Source organism: Longimonas haloalkaliphila (assembly GCF_055379825.1).
Map to the genome: position 1 here is coordinate 2,412,034 of NZ_AP043948.1, position 16,340 is coordinate 2,428,373.

Consider the following 16,340-nt stretch of genomic DNA (forward strand, 5'->3'; position numbering starts at 1 on the left):
ACCTTGGTGGTTCTTTGTGTTACGGGTGTTTACCATTCAAGGTTGTTATCAGCTCTTACTTGGGAGTGCTAAAATAACTAAAAGAGTGTCTATGGTGCAAGAGCGTTGAATAAAACTTTCTATCCCGTGAAGAGCGTAGCATCGGCATGCAAAACAGCACGTACAGGAGCCGCATCGCTTCCCGCAACGGGCATTGGTAGCGCAACCAGCGAATACGTACCGGCCTCGACATGTCCCAGGCGCAGGTTCTCGATATTCACGATATTCGCTCCATTTAATGCATGGTGTGCATCAAGGTCGGTGCTATCTGCGGGATCGACCGAGGGGGCATCGGTTCCAACCAACTGAATATCTTGCTCGGCCATCCACTGTACCGCGGCTAATGAGATTGACGGGAATGCGTCATTCCAGAACGTATCGGATCGATGGCTGCATGCAGTTTTTAGAAGGATGCGGGGCGTCTCGCATCCCATAAGGTGGCCAGGCTGAACGGCGGGGACACCTACTGGAATAGAAACGACCTCGGCGGGACCGATGAACGTGCCCAGCGTCCAGGAGTCCGTGGTTGGCCCGCCTGCATCGACATGGTACGGAGCGTCGGCATGCGTGCCGGCATGCACGCTTTGATCTATGGCCGAGCAGTTCACGCTATCCCCGTTGGAAATCTGCAAGGTGGAGCGACGTGAGAAAGGGACATCGCCGGGCCAGGCTGCAATGTCAGCATCCAATAGCTGCGATATGTCAATCCATTTGCTCATACAAGGGCTGTTGCGTGAGGACGGCATGTAAGATTAGAGAGGCCTTCTTGCGCTCAATTGACGTTCCACGTATCGGAAACGGGCTCGCTTACTGGACGCTCCTCAACCGGCACACGGTCGCGTCCGTTTGTTGGCGGGGGAGGGCCCGGATCCCATGACGGCCGGCCCCCTCCTCCTCCGTCGGAGCCCGAATCATCGTTCCAGATCAGATGCCAGAGCGCAAAGAGCATCAAGATCGGACCGAACGCGACAAAGAATCCAAGTACTTGCGAAATCCAGTTCATAGCAGCACGCAGAATTGGGATACACGTTGCGTAAAGTGGCTCGCTTGTTCACCACTCTTTTACAGTCTTATGTAGAGTCCACGCAAATTAGCGGGCCCCGGTTTCGTTGTTTGTCAAAATACGAACATCTTGAGCTTCTATTCCACGTGTATGGTTTGCATATTTTGAAAGGCAGAGCCGTCGTATGTGTTTTCGGCCTCGCTCTGTCGTCCGCAATCCTTATAATACATGGGCCCTGTCTGTATCGTGGATTTTGATGTTGTAGTTGTTGGAGCTGGGCATAACTCGCTTATCTGTAGTGCCTATCTCGCTCAGGCCGGATACAAAGTCGGTGTGTTTGAACGTCGTGATATTGTAGGCGGCGCTGTATCCACAAAAGAGATTGTACCGGGCTACCAGTTTGATCTTGGTGGAAGCGCGCACATTCTAATCCGTCTAACACCCATCATTGACGAGCTTGAGCTCGAACGATTTGGATTAGAGTATATCGACCTTGACCCGCTCTTCTTTGCTCCCTTCGGAGACACCCCGGTATACATCTACCGTGATATAGACCGGACCGTCCACGAGTTGAACCAGACCTTTCCGGGTGAGGGCGACAACTACCGTCGCTTTATTGACGACTGGTCTGGGTTTGCACGGACCATGCGCGATATGTTCTTACGGTCGCCAAGTCCTTTTCAGTTAGGCAAAAGTCTTGTACTGGGCGAGTCGTCGAAGCTCGACTGGCAAGACGAACTTCGGACCATTATGCGGCCATACGGACATGTCGTCAGCGAGTACTTTGACAGTCCTGAGCTGCGCGCAATGCTTATGTGGATGGCCGCCCAGTCGGGTCCGCCTCCCACCGAGCCAATGACTGGGCCTTTCGTGCTCTGGCATCCGCTCTACCACGAAGGGGGGGTAGCCCGTCCAAAAGGCGGGTCGGGTATGCTCACCCAGGCCCTGCGTGCACACATCGAAGCCCACGGTGGTGCCGTGCATACCAACGCAGCGGTAAACGAGATTATGGTACGTAACGGGAAAGCGGTCGGCATCCGCAGCGAGCAAGGCGATGCTACGGCCCGCGCTGTACTATCGGGGGCGCATATTCTGGAGACGACGACACGGCTCCTACCCGACGAGCACCGTCCCGACAACTTTGCCAAGAAAATACGCGTGGGAAACGGGTTTGGCGCGATGCTGCGTCTGGCGCTCGATGCCCCGGTCGAGTACACAGCAGCCCCTGGCGTAAAGGCCCGTACAGGGCTGCAGCTCCTGTGCCGCTCGCCTGAGCAGCTCAGCCGGGCTTATGGTGAATACCTGGGAGGACATCCCTCCTCTGATCCGCCGCTGGTTGCGATGACGTTTAGCGCGGCCGATCCGACCCTTGCACCCGAGGGACATGAGGTGCTATGGCTATGGGGACAGTATTTCCCATACGAGCTTGCAGACGGGCAGTCTTGGGATGTGATTGCAGACGATGTTGCAAACCGTCTCATCGACACCTTCGAGACTTTCGCTCCGGGCATGCGTGAACATATCGTCGGGGATCTATTTCAGCATCCTGCATGGCTTGAGAAGCACCTTGGACTCTTCCGAGGCAATGTTATGCACGTTGAAATGAGCATTGATCAGATGTTCAGCAACCGTCCCGCTATGGGTTGGTCTCAATACAAAGCGCCTCTGTCTGGCCTCTATCTTACAGGAGCCAGCACACACCCTGGTGGTGGCATTATGGGCGCCTCGGGGCGTAACGCTGCCCGTGTACTCCTGCGCGATCTCGACCGCCATCGCGTATAGTCCTTACCCCGGCTCACCCACTCCTTCGCCTGCCCCCCAGTCTTATGACGCTCTCTTACCTCGCTTTCCACCTCATATTTACGATTCCGCCTACCTTACTGATGCTGGCTACCGTGCCCCGTCCGCTTGGCGGGGTAGGCGGGCGACGTGGGCGCGTGGCTATTCCTCTGCTATGTCTCATTGCATTCCTGTACACGACGCCCTGGGATAACTACCTTGTTGCTAACGAAGTATGGTGGTACGGCCCCGACCGCGTGCTACTTACCATTGGTTATGTACCCATAGAGGAGTATGCGTTTTTCATTCTACAGCCTATCTTGACTGGTCTCTTTCTGTATCACTATCTGGCGCGGACTACCGAAAGGCGACCGCGTATAAGCGCAGCTCGCTGGATTGGTGGGGGGATCTGGACGGTTATATCGGCTGTCGGGTGGTGGATGATTCTGTCCGGAAACGACTCGTTCCTGTACATGGGCCTCATTGTCGGATGGGCCGGGCCTATCATTGCATTCAAGTGGTTCTATGATGGCCCCCAACTTTGGCAGTACCGCCGCACCATGGCCTGGACAATCGGAATCCCCACTGTTTATCTCTGGATTGCTGATGCGATCGCGATCAATAACGGTATCTGGACAATCTCTCCCGACTATACCATCGGCATCGAACTGGTTGGGTTACCTATTGAGGAGGCAACTTTCTTTCTGGTAACAAACATTATGGTCGTACAGGGGATTCTGTTGTTTCTGGATGATGCCCCCGAGCTCCTTGCCTCCAATCCGGAGCCCTCGACGCAGAAGAGCCCTGCTGGATGACCCGCCTCGGGTGAACCGTTTCATGCCCGATTCAAGTCCGGCGGACTTCTCTCTTCTTGCTCGCACATTTCTTCTTGACGGCAGAAAGTAGCCCTCAGTTGCTCTCACCCAGCCAGCACATATGAGGGCCTTTTCTTTTTTGCTACACATGAAACGGAACCGGCGCCTACGGATATGAGGGTAATGTGAACACTAACACGCCGTTGCATCTTATCGCATTGCTCTATGCTCTTGCTTATCGAGGCACTGTTTGTCCTTTCATGCCTGCTGGGGCTCGTCGTCATGATATACATCCATCAGCAGTATCCGAAAGGAATTGATCCATCCGACGACGACTCGGGAGATGGTGGATTGCCTCCCGGTGGCGATTCTGTTCCGGTTGGTCCCGTTCCGGGTATCACAGTTCATCGACCCGACGAACAACCGGACAAGCCACGCGTGTCGTCATAGCGTGTTTGTTACCGCGCTTTAACGACATGCTATCATGTTCTCGTCCCCCCCGGGCCCGTTTCTCTGTATTGTAGGCCCCACGGCTGTTGGAAAGACCGCACTCAGCTTATCACTTGCCCATCAATGGGATGCTGAGATTATATCCGCTGATAGCCGGCAGATCTACCGCGAGCTCACAATCGGAACGGCGAAGCCTGCACCGGATGAACGTGAAGGTATTCCGCACCACTTTATCGATGAGCGTTCGTTGCACGATCCCCCCTACTCGGCAGGTGCGTTTGCCGATGACGCTAACGCACGCATCCGCCAGATCGTGCAACGAGGCCGAGTCCCGATCATCGTTGGAGGATCAACGCTCTACATCCACGCGCTACAAGAGGGCCTTGCGGACATTCCAGATGTGGACTCGTCCGTTCGGGAGCGCTTAGAGATACGCCTTGACGAGGAGGGCGCACAGGCGCTCTACAATGAGCTTCTCGAAGTGGACCCGGAACAGGCTGCTAAGGCAGATCCGACGAAGACGCATCGGGTCATGCGAGCACTGGAGGTCTACCACGGCACGGGGCATACGCTCACCTCCTTCTACGAAAACCAGCCGGAGCCGCCGTTCACCTACCGAACCGTGGTATTACATCGCGACCGGCAGCGGCTCTACGATCGCATTAATGAGCGGGTTGACCGGATGCTCAATGCCGGGCTTTTGGATGAGGTGCGGCGGGTCATGGACGGGCCGGTGAACCTGGACGAGCCGCCACTTAGCACGATTGGCTATCGCGAGCCGATTCAGCACCTGCAAGGTGCGTATGATTACGACGAGATGGTGCGCCTTGTCAAGCGCAATACGCGGCGATATGCGAAACGCCAGCTTACGTGGTTTCGGCGTTACGACGACTACGTATGGCGTCATCCCAACGAGGTATCGGAAGAGGCGCTTGCACGCTGGGTAGGGCGTACAACGAGCACCGCCCACGGATGAAGCCGTCCGGGGATTAGCTCTTTGCGTACAACCTGGCCACCTTGCTTCTCCATCCAGCGCGTCCAGTTGTCAAGACTGCGGTAGGTTTCCGGATGCGGAGGCGCCATCGTTCCGCCTGAGCGTATGGCGTTTATAGCAGCATCTGTCCATCCTAAAAGGCAACGCTGAAGCGGGTGATAGGCTACAGACTCCAGCACAAGCACGTGGCGACTTACACGCAACGCCTCTTGCATGACCTGCTCAGGGTTTTCGGCGTGGTGTAGCACGAAGCTGAGCAACGCCGCATCAAATCTGTGGTCGCTGAAAGGAAGCCGGTCAGCTGTACACTGTACAAACGGAAGATCAGCCTGGATGTCGTTGTGCAAGTCAGTGAGCGTCACATCCATGCTGTAATGCTCATGGATGTACGCACCCACTGCTCCCTCTCCACATCCAATGTCGAGTAACGTAGGTGACTCGTTTTCTGTACTGTTAAGGGTGGTCAGGTCATTAGAAAACGCACGTATCTTTTGTCGGGCGCGGGGGCCGGCGAGCCCGCCCTGCTGGATCCACCCTACGACGAGTAACAACGCAGCTCCCCCCCACCCGAGTACGACCCAGACCAGGTACGGGCCATCAATGTAGAACAGGTACGTACCGATACTCAACGTAGCAATCCACATCCAGGCCCAGCGTGTTACTGGATGTAGAACGGCTACGAGCCCGACCACAAGCCAGTACCACGGGTGCACGGTTGTCGCCAGTGCTAGGTAGATACCGAGAGCACCTACGATGAAGGTAGCGAGTGACACTGGCTTCAGCCAGTCACGAAGGATCCACACTGCCAGCCCCAGTAGAGTAAGCCCTCCGAACACCGGTCCGATAACCTTGCTCCAGTCCTGTCCGGTGAGTCCCCCAAGTACCCCTTTAACGACATAGTACGGCCCTGCGTTAAATTCGAACAGCTGTACGTATAAGCGAAGGGACTGTCCCAGGTCTACAAACAGTGCTCTGTACCAAAACGGAACAAACAAAATAGCAATAACGGCTCCTCCAGCAAAGACGGGTCGAAATCCATATCGGCGGAAGAGCCACGCGAAAGCGACCCACGGGTACAGCTTAGCCAGTCCAGCAAGTGCGATCGCAACGGCAGCCAGGTACTTACGCTGGCTCCACACTGCCCAGAGCGCAATACCCACGCCTCCTACAGCAAGTGCTTCGGTGTGTCCCTGTCCGGCAATCTCCAGTAAAGCCAGCGGGTGCCAGGCATAGAGCATGAGGTCGCGCGCCTCCACATACCGCCCCAGCGCCCAGACGCCACTTAGCTCCGCAGCTACAAACATGACCTTCATCATGTAGTAGCTGGCCCACCCCTCCCCCCCAACCAGGTAAGATGCCGCAAAGATGGCCTGAGAAAACGGGGGATAGACGCTGTGATAGGCCTGTGAGTTAAGAGCTGGATAGAGCCACTCATCCCGCCAGCTACGTAGCACGTCTGCTTCTGGCGGATGAGTGTACGGATTGATTCCGCCCTCGACGAGCAGGCGTGCATCCCACAGGTAGCGATAGACGTCATCGCTAAGCACCGGCTCAAGGGGCAGGTAGAACAGCCGGAGTACGAGGGCCCCGCCCAGGACAAGCGGCATCGACACTGCATCTGCCCGCCAGAGCAGAACCAGGCTTGCCGACACGACCATGCAGCTTGCAACCATAAGGGGCCAGTATGCCGGGTCGGCTGCTGCCCATGGCAGTACCGCCGCCCCGAGAAGAGCGATGGCCCCGTATCCGTAGGTGCTGCGTACCGATAGACGGATCATTTACCAGATCACTGCCGCTTTTTTCATGACAGGCGACTCGCCTGGTGCTTCAACCCGTACGTAGTAGACCCCAGTAGGCACGCGACGCCCGGTCTCGTCCTCCAGGTCCCACTCGATCCCTCCCTCGAACGCCTGATCGGTGGTCAGCGTGCGCACCATGCGCCCGTCAACGCTCACTACGCGCACGGTAGCTTCGGTAGGCACGCCGGCAATGGTAACCGAATGAGCATGTTCGGCACCGCGCATCGGATTTGGATACACGAACACATCATCGAGATTGTTAGCAGGGCCTGTAAGCTGGATCGCGCGGCTCTCGGAAGCGAGGGCGCGTCCATCTGCACTAAAAAGGTCATCAAGCCGGAGCGTGATGATGCGCCCGGTGGCCCCTACAACGAGGCCATCGATGTCGAGGACGATCCGGTGGTCCGTTTCGTTGCTAACGACAGCCCGTGCTACGGTGCCAGGAGGCGTTACCCGGTAGCGTTCCGGATCAGCGGCCACGTCGCGGTCAACAGCGGTGTTAAACTCAAGCGCTACCCGTTGTGCAGAGAGGCGGGTCCAGTCTGCTACGAAGAACGGCGCCTCCGGTACAGCCGGCAATGCCAGCGTCTGCTGGCTCTGCCCGACAGGTGTGCCATCTCGGTCGCGCACGTCGCGCCACGTCAGAGTGCCCGTACGTGGCACGCCATGGGGAAGCGTCAGGACAAGTACCTGTCCGTTGCTGCCTGATACAAGGCGGCGCACCATATTTCCCTCGTAAGCGAACTGCTCCGCCCGCGTTGCATCGCTGATCGCCTCGCTGAATGTCAGCCGGACTTCGTTCGAGGCCGGATACGATACGTCGATCACCGTAGCAGGCGAGCGGGGACGCACCTTACGCGTTTCGCTCAGCGGAGACCCCTCTCCCCCGATCCATGCTCGTAAGGCGTAGTGGTGGGTTGTGGTTGTGGATACGGCGAGACTGGAGTCCTCCCGGACAGCAATCTGCTCGAAGGGAGACCCATTGGTGCGTTGGAAGACGCTAACAGAATCTGCGCCGGCTGCCTCCCATTGCAGCATCACCGCGCTATCAGAGCGCGCTTCTGCCCGGCGCCACTGCGGGGGCGGCACGGCGAGCGCCTGCTCCTGCACGGCGAACCGAACGACATGGTCGTCTCGGGTCGTCACAAACACATCCGGTCGGCCGCTTCCCGTAACATCGCCTACTACGAGTGCCGGACTGAAGGTAGACTCAATGCCAGCCCGATCGTCAAGGTACGCGACCTGCCACCCGTGTGCAGGGTCGTTGCGAAGCACAATCAGGTAGGGAGCGTGAGCGATGATTACCTCGTCGCGATCATCACCTGTCAGGTTTGCGGTCGTTACGGCTCCAGACGGCCCCGCGTCGCCCGCGATCGGGAGACGGTACACCGCTTCAAACCCGTTGCCCGTATGCGTCCAGACCGTGTAGGTGCTGCGCGCGGGCATGCGCGTATCATCGGGCAGCGAGAGAGGATAGTGCTTGGTAAACGTCACAAAGTTATCGGTACCGTCGCCGGTTAGATCACCTACGCCAAAGCGGAGCCCGGCATCGAAGCGGTTTGAGGCATGGGTCCAGATCGGCACCGGTACGGTTTCACCGACTGGTGTTTCATAGACGATCGAGTGACCGTATCGATCGCCGACCAGCAGATTGGTGCGCCCGTTGCCCGTGAAGTCACCCGTTGCGGCGCGGGCAGGACCAATGAGACCGCCAATGCTGAGCGTGTCTTCGATCGAAAGAACGTCGCGCGGATCAAGGGTAAATGCCTCTGTGTAGTGAGATCCATCCCATGCACGTCCCTTCCACACCTCGCGCGTGTGCCCGAGAATCTGAGCGCTACCGCTGTTCAGCAGATCGGCGAGCACCGATCCGAGAAACGGTGCCTCTGAGCCTCGAACGCCCGTGGTATCAATGAAAGCCTGCGACTTAGGCAGCCACGCGCTCTCCTCTTGCTCCAGAAGCAGCGTGGCCGCCCCTACCTGCGTAAGCAGTTCTGAGGTGCCGGATGCGTTGGTATCGCCTACGTCACGAGGAATGACATTAGCTTGCAGCGAGTCGCCACGAACGAAGTCCTGCCCGGTCCACTCGTACAGGTACAGTGAGTCGCTAATCCCACCCTGACTGGAGAGCGGGTTCAGGATGAGTTCGGGAAGCGAGTCGCCGTCGAAGTCGGTGAGTGTAGGCAATAGATACCCCCGAGGCACGGATGTATCGTGACGCTTCAGCAGTTGCGAGCGGAAACGGCGTTCGGGAAGCGTCAGGGTCGTATCGAATGATACCGAAAGTCCAGCATCGTTCGTAGCAACGACCCGAGCAGCGACCTCCCCCCCCTGCCCGGCTGTATCAGACCAGTAGAGTCCATGTCGCTGACGGCGGAATTCGCTATCAATGGTTTCTGTCTCGTTTGCACGAGCCAACCGAAGCGTAAGCGATGTGCGTTGGTCTGTGGAAACGTCGGCGATGAGCCCAAAGTCGCTCTGTACGATGCCCGCTTCGATCGCATGTACCGTTATGGTAGGCGGCGTGCGCTGGATGCGTACGCGCCGTCGGTCTTCGACTGTGCGCCCGTCGGTGAGCTGCGTGGTGAGGCGTAGCGTGTAGGCCCCTTCGTCGAGCCCATCGACCGGCCACACCACAAGGGTATCGTCTAAGACGCGCCGCGCAATGGGTTCGTGAAGCGGAGTCCAGTCCGCGTCGTTCAGGTCGTGGGTACCTGACGTGTAGCTTACCTGATAGGATTGACGTTTGGGGTGGATCGAGCTCCCAATGACGGGAATTTCCGGAGCACTCCACCCGCTATCGTGGTCGGGGTGTGCAATAACCGTGTTTCCAGGAAGAGCGCGCTTTAACGCCTCATACACGTCCAGGAGGCCTGCCCCGGTACGATGGTCCCACCCTGGAATACCGACATCGGTAGTAGAGCTTGTCAGGATTGAGCGTATGTCGTCGGGGCTCAGCGAGGCGTCGAGCGAGCGGAGCAGTGCAACGGCCCCGCTCACCTGAGGGGCTGCAAACGACGACCCGCTGGCTGCCCCGTAGAGATCACTGGGGGTGATTTCCTCATCGGGAACGGTACGTGGATACCGGGTCGTGAACACATTCGAGCCGGGGGCTCCAAGGTCGGCCCCTATTCCGTATGAACTGGTACTGAATGCGGGGAGTCCTCTCCCATCCTCGGCAAGCCATACCGTGGAGATAACCTCTGGATAATCGGAGGGGTAGTGCGGGTCGTCCCCAGCTACGTTGCCGGCGGATGCTACACTAATTGTACCGGCGTCTTGTGCATATTTTATGGCATCATGCAATAACAGAGATGAGCGGTCTCGCCCGAACGACATGTTCAGCACGTCAAAGCCCATCTCAGCACCATAGATGACTGCTGCCGCAATGTCGCGCGTACGTCCTCGCCCATCGCCCCCAAACGCACGCAGCAGTGCAATGCGCGCTCCGGGCGCCACCCCCTTCATTCCGGAGCCGTTGTCTTCTTGGGCAGCTACTACCCCACTGACCGCCGTACCATGCCCACTAAACGATCCCAGCTCGTCGGGACGCGGGTCGGGGTCGCGCGGTCCGTAGCGACCCGGCTCGGGCATGAGCGGGCGATCTACGAAGCTATAGCCGATCACATCGTCAACCCAGCCATTGCCATCCTCGTCCGTACCCTGGCGGTTACCGGGTACGAAGGTGCCCGCATTCGCAACGTCTTCGGGCTCGTTGACCCATACCTGGCTTTCAAGGTCAGGATGCCGGTAGAACACGCCCGAGTCGATTACGCCGATGGTGACATCGCGGGTACCTCGGGTAATTCGATGTGCCTCACGTGCACGAATCACGTCGAGGTGGTTGAGCTTCGCATTGATGCTGTCCGGATCGGTGGAAATGGGAAATCCCTCAGGAAGCGTCTCGTGGCCCTCTCGCACGTACAGCTCAAAAAAGTCGTTCTCCTCAACGTAGAGCACGCCCGGCTGATCTGTCCATGATGCTTTGGCAGCGTTGAGCGCTTCCTGGTCTTCGAGTTCGAGCACGAAGACGGGCCACGTAGCCGGGCCGGCAGGAGTTGTGCTTTCTATTTCTGGAAAAGCGGGACGCGAACGCACAACGCCTGCGTAGAGCGGACCGAGCGCTGCCGCTTGATCCGTTGTAGACGCTTCTTGAAGCGACTGGCGTAACGCCTGCGGGGCCTCATCCGCCAGGCGAATGATAAGCTCATAACGCGCTGTTTGCTCTCGTTCTTGCGCCTGCGCCTCGCATCCTCCCATACCTCCCCCCACGGTTAGAAGGCTAAGGACAACCCAGAACGTGAGCAGACGTGCCATGAAAGTGAGGTCGAACCAGGCGGAAAAGCAGGGGGACTTGTCTAATCAGGCTTCTGCCTACAGGATCTGCAGTGCTTTGGGGCTCTGCGTGAGGTTCTCGTGGCCGTCTGGGTGTAGGATGATAAGATCTTCGATGCGAACGCCAAACCTGTCAGGCAGATAGATCCCAGGTTCTACCGTGACGGCCGCGTTGGCCGGAAGGTCGTGACTGACGTGGTACGAAAGCCGGGGCCACTCATGGATTTCGAGCCCTACGCCGTGTCCGAGCCCGTGTCCGAAATAATCGCCGTAGCCCGCCTCTTCAATGATGGTACGCGCTACACTATCGATGTCGGTTCCGGTAATCCCACTGCGCGCTGCCTGCAGCGAGGCTTCCTGCGCCTCCAGCACGACATTGTACACGGCCCGCGCCTCATCGGAAGGCTCGCCCAGGGCGATTGTGCGCGTCATGTCTGAGGCGTACCCCTCCAGAAAGCACCCCATGTCGATGACCACAAGCTCGCCCTCGCGAAGCACGCGGTCGGACGGCCGTGCATGCGGGAGCGCGCCATTGGGTCCCGACGCAACGATCGGATCAAACGACATCTTATCTGCTCCGTGCAGTAGGTGTCGGTAGACGATTTTTGCTCCGACCTCACGCTCTGTCATGCCCGGTTCAACCCATTCGCAAAGCTCACTAAACACCGTGTCGGTAATTGCCTGTGCGGCACGCAGCTTCTCCACCTCGCGTTCTGACTTTGCCCCACGGTGCGGGGTAAGGAGTCCGCTTCCCTCCTTCCAGTGAATCTTCGGGAACCGCTCGCGCCAGCTATGGAGCGTTTTAACGGTTACCTTATCCGCCTGCACAAGCACGGAACTCACGTCACCGAACAGGCTCTTCTCTTCCACATACTCCCACAGGGCGTACCCTGGGGTATGGATCTCGGCGTTGGTGACTTCGCGCTGCGCTTGCTCGGTATAGCGCCCGTCCGAGAGGAAAATGAGCCGGTCGGGATGCACGATCAGCAGGCCATTGGACCCGGAGAACCCGGTTGCCCACCGGATGTCGGGCAGCGAAGAGAGCACCAGTGCGTCTGCGTTGTGATTCTCCGCAATGCCAATCAATAGGTCGTGGATAGCGGGCTTTTGGGCCACAGCAGGGGTAGACATAGACAAGATGCGTTTAATGGAAAACAGAGCAGCGGTCAGCCGGGTCAAGCCGACGTGTGGCGCCCCGAGTAGTAGTTCGGCGACTCCTGCGTGATCTCCACATCGTGCGGGTGACTCTCGCGCATTCCGGCTGCGGTGATTCGCGTAAACTCAGCATGTTCGTACAGCTCCGCAACCGTCTGGCATCCACAATAGCCCATGGCTGCGCGCAGTCCGCCAACCATCTGATGAATAACCTCTGCGAGGGTGCCGCTGTACGGTACGCGCCCTTCAATGCCTTCGGGTACCAGTTTCTTAAGATTGTCCTCTGCATCCTGGAAGTAGCGGTCTTTGCTGCCCGCCTGCATGGCTCCAACAGAGCCCATGCCGCGATAACTCTTGTACTTGCGTCCGTTGAAGATAATGGTTTCGCCCGGACTCTCTTCTACGCTGGCGAACAGACTGCCGATCATGACAGTGCCGGCACCGGCGGCGAGCGCTTTAGCGATATCGCCGGTCTGCTTGATGCCTCCATCAGCCACGACCGGTACGTCATGCTTAGAGGCAGCTTCGGCACACTCAAGTACGGCGGTCAGCTGTGGTACCCCGACCCCTGCAACAACACGCGTGGTACAGATGGATCCGGGACCAATACCAACCTTCACCGCGTCGGCGCCGGCCTCAATGAGATCGTGCGTGGCGTCGGCAGTAGCCACGTTGCCCGCCATGATCTGCACCTGGTCGCCGAACACATCGTTGACTTCAGCAACGGTTTCGAGCACGCCTTCCGAATGCCCGTGGGCGGTGTCTATCGTAACGAGGTCGACTCCCACGTCTACGAGGGCCCCCACACGGTCGAGCACATCAGGCGTTACGCCAACGGCGGCTCCTACACGGAGTCGCCCGTGCTCATCTTTGCAGGCATCGGGATGCTTACGTCGCTTACGGATGTCTTTGAACGTGATGAGGCCCTTCAGGTAGCCCTCATCGTCGACTACCGGCAGCTTCTCAATCTTATGGGTCTGCAAGATCTGTACGGCCTCATCGAGCGTCGTGCCCACCGAAGCGGTCACAAGCTTCTCCGAGGTCATCATTTCGTGGATGGGCTTCTCGTTCTCCAGCTCAAACCGCACATCGCGGTTCGTCACAATACCCACCAGCCGACGGTCGCTATCGATCACTGGAATGCCACCGATGGAGTAGTGCGCCATCATGCGGCGCGCATCGCCTACGGTGTCGTGCGGTGAGATCGTAATCGGGTCGAGAATCATGCCGCTTTCCGAACGCTTTACCCGGCGTACCTCTGCAGCCTGATCTTCGATCGACATGTTCTTATGGAGGATGCCGACGCCACCTTCGCGGGCCAGCGCAATGGCCATATCGGCTTCGGTTACCGTATCCATCGCAGAGGACAGAATTGGCACGTTCAGGTCGATCTCTCGCGTGAGACGCGAACCTGTAGACACCGTGCGCGGCATCACGGCTGAGCGGCGTGGCACCAGCAGCACATCGTCGTATGTCAGCCCTTCGGCCCGTATCTTGCGCGCAAGGGCATCATTCAACGAGGAAACCTGGGTCGCAGTGTTATTCATCATTAGAGTCAAGATACACGGTTCCGAAGGTCAGTTATTTCTTGTTCGGTAAGCGGTCGAACGGCTCCACGTTCCAATCCTTCCAGGGTAATCCCTGCGAATTGCACGCGATCCAGGGTTTTCACGGTGTGTCCGAGCGCCTTGCACATGCGCCGAATCTGCCTGTTGCGGCCCTCATGCAGTTTGAGCGCGATCCAGTCCTTCTGAGGCGGCTGTATGTAGGCCGCATCGGCAGCTTGTGCCGAACGCTTATCGCCGATATCAACGCCCCGACGCAGCCGGTCGAGCTCGTGCGGTTTTACGGGCTGCGCAGTCTGCACAAAATAGACCTTGTCGACCTCGTAGCGCGGATGCATCAGCCGGTGCGCAAGGTCGCCGTCGTTGGTAAGGAGCAGGATTCCGGTCGTGCTGCGATCCAGACGCCCTACCGGCGCAATGCCAGCCGAGTTATGCGTTCCGCGCCCAATCACGTCCATGACTGTCTGCCGTCCGCGATCGTCGTGGACCGTTGTAATGCACCCAGCAGGCTTGTTCAACACGAAGTATTCCTTCTCTTGAAGCGCCACCGCATCTCCATCTACCGCGACCCTGTCGCCTGGGTAGACCCGCGTGCCATGGCTCGTAACCGGTTCTCCGTTGATGGACACCCGCCGCGCTTCCACCAGCGTATCGGCATTGCGACGCGAGCATACGCCCGCCCGGCTCAAATACTTGTTGATGCGCATCCCGTCGTCGGGCACAGTCGGCGGTGCTGCCATTACTCAGTGAGTCAGGTTACGAGAGAATCAGAAAACGTGGTTAGTTGGATGCGGACGCATCGGGGTGGTCTCGATGGTCAGTCGCCACCTCTGTGCTCTCGGACGCGTTCTGTGCGTCCGGGCTATCACCCGCCCCTTCCGAGTCGCCCCCCTGTTCTTTCGCTATTTCAGAGGGGTCTGAGGCGCCATCGTCTCCGTTCAGTGCACGGGCAGCCTCTTCGGTCTTGAGCTGCAGCAGCTGGGCGCGTTCATCGTCAAAGTTGGGATCGTCAAGCAGGTCCTCAACCTCGCGGATGGTCGGGAGATCATCGAGCGAGTTCAGCCCAAACTGCTCCAGAAAAGCAGGCGTCGTGCCATAAAGCAGCGGGCGCCCCAGCGACTCGCTACGTCCCTTCACATCGACCAGCTCCAGCTCCATCAGCTTGCGCAGTGCGTAGTCCGAGTTCACGCCTCGAACGAAGTCCACCTCCGGACGCGTAACGGGCTGTTTGTACGCCACGACAGCAATCGTTTCGAGCAGGGAGCGTGAAAGCGATGAGCGCTGCTCATCTTGGACCATAGCTTTTACGAACGGCGCGACCTCTTCGCGCGTCACGAGACGATACCCTCCGGCCCATGCCACGATTTCAAATGCGCGCTCGTGCGCCTTGTACGTTTCACGAAGCGCCTCAATGACCGTCTCTACGCGCTCTGCATCCACTTCGGCCTCGCCCGTTACGTCTTTCACGATCTCGGCGATGCGTTCAGCGCCGATCGGGTCGTCAGCAGCAAAAAGAAGTGCCTCTGTTGCTTTTAGCAACCGGGGGCTTACGCCAAATCCGAGCGAGGGGGACGATGTTGACATATTGTTCAGCTGAGAGTTCAGTCAGTCTACAGCGTAGGTGTGCTGTTTTCGCTATTGCACGTCTCCGTTCAGGGTTGAGTCTACGCCGTTGGTGGAAGCGTTAGACTGCCAGCGGAGCGAGAAGTTGGTGCGGGATTCGTTTACGTGGATGCGCAGGTGATGTTGACGGGCCAGTTCTAACACAGCGAGAAACGTAGCAATGACAAACGGCTTACTGCGGCGCCGTATGATCGACCGAAACGAGAGCTCTTCAGCATGCTGAAGCCGTTCCATCACGTAGACCTGTTGTTCGTCAACCGAGTACTCCAGCGGCTCCACTTCGTGGATAGGGTCATCTGTTTCGGGCGGCTCATGCAGCATGTGAGCGAGTGCCTTCATCAGGTCGTAAACGGTGTGGTCAACCGCTTTCGCCGGCTGCTGCTCGTACTGCTCGCGCACCGGAGACGCGTCGCCGCGGGTAGCATGGCGCTCGCGTGCCTCTTTACGAATCGCAAGCTGGTCGGCCCCCTCCTTGAAACGAACGTACTCAAGAAGCCGCTCAACGAGCTCCCGACGCGGGTCGACCTCTTCCCCTTCCTCGTCTTCTGAGGCGCTTGGAAGCAGCATCTGCGCCTTGATGTTGATCAGAAGCGCTGCCATGTAGATGAAGTCTGCTACGCCATCAAGGTCGATCTCTTCAAGGACGCGTACATAGGCCAGGTACTCATCCGTTATTTTTGCAATCGGGATGTTATATACGTCAATCTCATCCCGTTTGATAAAGAAGAGCAGGAGGTCTAACGGTCCTTCAAATTGCTGGAGTTCTACTTGGTACATACGAAG

At 58.1% G+C, this 16,340-nt stretch carries 12 protein-coding genes; 3 read left to right on the forward strand and 9 right to left on the reverse strand.

The window, feature by feature from the left end; all coding sequences use genetic code 11:
- Positions 1-119: 119 nt before the first annotated feature.
- The gene (locus ACZ48V_RS09440) at positions 120-758 is read right to left on the reverse strand and encodes a cyclase family protein (protein WP_464538515.1); all 639 of its coding nucleotides are present in this window, start codon (positions 756-758) and stop codon (positions 120-122) included.
- 53 nt (positions 759-811) lie between these two features.
- Positions 812-1,042 (reverse strand): hypothetical protein, encoded by a 231-nt coding sequence (locus tag ACZ48V_RS09445; protein WP_464538517.1) that lies wholly within the window; start codon positions 1,040-1,042, stop codon positions 812-814.
- 228 nt (positions 1,043-1,270) lie between these two features.
- On the opposite strand from ACZ48V_RS09445, the gene ACZ48V_RS09450 reads away from it, so the two are divergent.
- The 3 genes from ACZ48V_RS09450 (at position 1,271) to miaA (ending at position 5,062) form a co-directional block, all read left to right on the forward strand.
- Positions 1,271-2,824 carry a phytoene desaturase family protein gene (locus ACZ48V_RS09450; protein WP_464538519.1) on the forward strand — a complete coding sequence of 518 codons (1,554 nt, stop codon included), beginning with the start codon at positions 1,271-1,273 and terminating at the stop codon, positions 2,822-2,824.
- Between the two features lie 44 nt (positions 2,825-2,868).
- Positions 2,869-3,636, forward strand: a complete 768-nt coding sequence (locus ACZ48V_RS09455) for a lycopene cyclase domain-containing protein (protein WP_464538521.1) — start codon at positions 2,869-2,871, stop codon at positions 3,634-3,636.
- Positions 3,637-4,120: 484 nt separating this feature from the next.
- Positions 4,121-5,062: a tRNA (adenosine(37)-N6)-dimethylallyltransferase MiaA gene (gene miaA, locus ACZ48V_RS09460; RefSeq protein ID WP_464538523.1), complete on the forward strand. Its 942-nt coding sequence runs from the start codon at positions 4,121-4,123 to the stop codon at positions 5,060-5,062.
- Here the strand turns inward: miaA and ACZ48V_RS09465 are convergent.
- From ACZ48V_RS09465 to ACZ48V_RS09495, 7 genes are read right to left on the reverse strand one after another with little or no spacing between them, the layout of a single operon-like run.
- On the reverse strand, positions 4,990-6,858 hold the full coding sequence (locus tag ACZ48V_RS09465; protein ID WP_464538525.1) for a class I SAM-dependent methyltransferase: 1,869 nt from the start codon (positions 6,856-6,858) through the stop codon (positions 4,990-4,992). The two genes, miaA and ACZ48V_RS09465, sit on opposite strands and share 73 nt — an antisense overlap.
- Positions 6,859-11,196 carry a S8 family serine peptidase gene (locus tag ACZ48V_RS09470; protein ID WP_464538527.1) on the reverse strand — a complete coding sequence of 1,446 codons (4,338 nt, stop codon included), beginning with the start codon at positions 11,194-11,196 and terminating at the stop codon, positions 6,859-6,861.
- Between the two features lie 57 nt (positions 11,197-11,253).
- Positions 11,254-12,345, reverse strand: a complete 1,092-nt coding sequence (locus ACZ48V_RS09475) for a M24 family metallopeptidase (protein ID WP_464538529.1) — start codon at positions 12,343-12,345, stop codon at positions 11,254-11,256.
- Between the two features lie 44 nt (positions 12,346-12,389).
- On the reverse strand, positions 12,390-13,919 hold the full coding sequence (gene guaB / locus ACZ48V_RS09480; RefSeq protein ID WP_464538531.1) for an IMP dehydrogenase: 1,530 nt from the start codon (positions 13,917-13,919) through the stop codon (positions 12,390-12,392).
- A 5-nt stretch (positions 13,920-13,924) separates the two neighbouring features.
- The gene (locus tag ACZ48V_RS09485) at positions 13,925-14,674 is read right to left on the reverse strand and encodes a pseudouridine synthase (RefSeq protein ID WP_464538533.1); all 750 of its coding nucleotides are present in this window, start codon (positions 14,672-14,674) and stop codon (positions 13,925-13,927) included.
- A 40-nt stretch (positions 14,675-14,714) separates the two neighbouring features.
- The gene (gene scpB, locus ACZ48V_RS09490; protein ID WP_464538535.1) at positions 14,715-15,518 is read right to left on the reverse strand and encodes an SMC-Scp complex subunit ScpB; all 804 of its coding nucleotides are present in this window, start codon (positions 15,516-15,518) and stop codon (positions 14,715-14,717) included.
- 51 nt (positions 15,519-15,569) lie between these two features.
- Positions 15,570-16,334 carry a segregation and condensation protein A gene (locus tag ACZ48V_RS09495; protein ID WP_464538537.1) on the reverse strand — a complete coding sequence of 255 codons (765 nt, stop codon included), beginning with the start codon at positions 16,332-16,334 and terminating at the stop codon, positions 15,570-15,572.
- Between the last annotated feature and the right edge of the window lie 6 nt (positions 16,335-16,340).